At 63.9% G+C, this 2,045-nt stretch carries 2 protein-coding genes; both read left to right on the forward strand.

The features are described 5' to 3' along the window. Positions 1–90 precede the first annotated feature (90 nt). Positions 91–1,413, forward strand: a complete 1,323-nt coding sequence (locus tag ACCAA_RS02360) for a helix-turn-helix domain-containing protein (protein WP_186405648.1) — start codon at positions 91–93, stop codon at positions 1,411–1,413. Positions 1,414–1,415: 2 nt separating this feature from the next. Next, a partial coding sequence (locus tag ACCAA_RS02365) for an ExeA family protein (protein WP_186405649.1) occupies positions 1,416–2,045 on the forward strand: 630 nt, incomplete at its 3' end.

The raw sequence follows: 2,045 nt of genomic DNA on the forward strand, positions 1-2,045 counted from the left end.
CGCCCGGGCGGGGCCCCCACACAGTTTGCCGTGGTCATAACGTGTCCGTTCTGTTCTCATCACGACTCCCATTCACCTGAAGGAGTCCACATGAAAGCCATCGACCCGAAAGCCCTGTTTCGCCTGTCCGTCCTCGGTCCGCTGGTCAGCCGGGAGCGGCTGGAGCGGGGAGAACTTCAGCGGATCATCCGTGAGCTGGCCGAACGTGAGTACGCCATTCCCGGCACTCGTCGGCGCCATCTGGGTGAGAAGACGATTCAAGGGTGGTACTACACCTACCGCGCCCAAGGCCTCGATGGCCTGATGCCGAAGGCGCGCGCCGACCGTGGGCAATCGAAGCTTTCCGAGGCGATCCAGGCCGCGATTCTGGCGGCCAAGCGTGATAATCCCCGGCGCTCGATTCGCCAGATTCGGCAGTTGCTCGAAACCGCTGGAACCGTCGCTCGCGGGAGTCTGTCGCGATCGACGATCCACCGTTTGCTCCAGCAACACGGTCTTTCCCGCATGACCGGCTCGGCCAGCCTGCCCGAAGAGAGGCGCAGTTTTGTCGCCGCTTCAGCCGGCGCGATCTGGTACGGCGACGTGATGCACGGTCCGCAGGTCCCCATCGGCGGCAAGCTTGCCAAAGGGTATCTCGTCTCCCTGTTCGATGACGCCTCACGTCTGCTCGCCCACAGCGCCTTCTGCCCCGGGGAGACGGCGCTGGACATCGAGGGCGTGCTCAAGCAGGCGATCCTGAAACGTGGCATCCCGCTCAAGCTGGTCGTCGATAACGGTGCCGCCTACCGCGCCCACACCTTGCAAGGGATCTGCGCCCGCCTGGGCATTCAGTTGATTTATTGCCGGCCGTATGCGCCCGAAGGCAAGGGGAAGTTGGAGCGCTGGCACCGGACCTGCCGCAGCGAGTTTCTGTCCGAACTCGACGAGCGTCACATCACCGGTCTTGAGGACGTCAACGCGCGCCTGTGGGCATGGCTGGAACAGGTCTATCACCGCCGCCCGCATGAGGGTCTGAACGGGATCACGCCATTGGCCCGTTATCAGCAGGATTTGTCGAAGATTCGCCCGCTCGGCCTGCTGGCCGCAAAGCTCGATGCCTTGTTCCACCATCGCGTCAGCCGCCGGGTCCGCAAGGACGGCACGGTGTCGTATCAGGGCAAGCGCTTCGAGGTGCCCTTCGAACTGTCCGGCAAGACCGTCTGCCTGGTCGTCGATCCGCATACCGAAGTGGTGGTCAGCGTCGAGGATGAGAAGGGCGAGGCGATCGGCTTGGCCACGCCGCTCGATGCGCTGGCCAATCTCAATCGCCAGCGCCGCAAACCCGCGCCGGTGGACGCCGGCAAGATCGAGAGGTCCGGCGCGAACCTGATCGAACTGGTCCATCAACAGTATTACGACGCGAAAGGAGAGTAAAGATGGACCTGCAACACTTTGGTTTGCGCCATCCGCCGCTGGGCAAGGAGGCAACCGATCTTTGGGATGACGGCGCGCTGGCGCAACTCGCCGAACGCTTCGAGTGGCTCCTGCACTCGCCAGGAGTCGGCCTGCTGACCGGCGAAGCCGGCGTGGGCAAGACCGCCGCTTTACGGGGCTTGACCGCGAAGCTCAATCCGCATCGCTATCAGGTGATCTACCATGCCGAGACCGACTTCGGCCGCCTCGATATCTATCGCTGTCTGGCCCTGTCACTGGGCCTGCCACCCAGCTATCGCCGAGCGCAACTGTGGCGCGACATCAAGGCGCATATCCACCAGTTGGCCGACGGCAAGCAACTCCTGCCGCTGTGGATTCTCGACGAGGCGCAGAATCTCCCGCCCGAGTTCTTCCGCGATTTCCCGGCTTTCCTCAACTTCGCCTTCGACTCGCGTGATCTGATCACCGTCTGGTTCGTCGGCCATCCGGTGCTCGCGCAGACCCTCGAACGGGCGCCCTACGCAGCCCTCGCCGGGCGCATTCAGGCGCGCGTCCAGATGCGGCCGGTCATCGAGCGCGAACGTTTTGCGCAACTGATCGCACACGCGCTCAAGAGCGCCGGGTGCTCCCAT

The organism is Candidatus Accumulibacter aalborgensis, from assembly GCF_900089955.1.
Taxonomy (GTDB): domain Bacteria; phylum Pseudomonadota; class Gammaproteobacteria; order Burkholderiales; family Rhodocyclaceae; genus Accumulibacter; species Accumulibacter aalborgensis.

Excerpts from the sequence above, each read along its gene's own strand:
- ACCAA_RS02360 (WP_186405648.1), top strand. The coding sequence starts at position 91 with ATGAAAGCCATCGACCCGAAAGCCCTGTTTCGCCTGTCCGTCCTCGGT.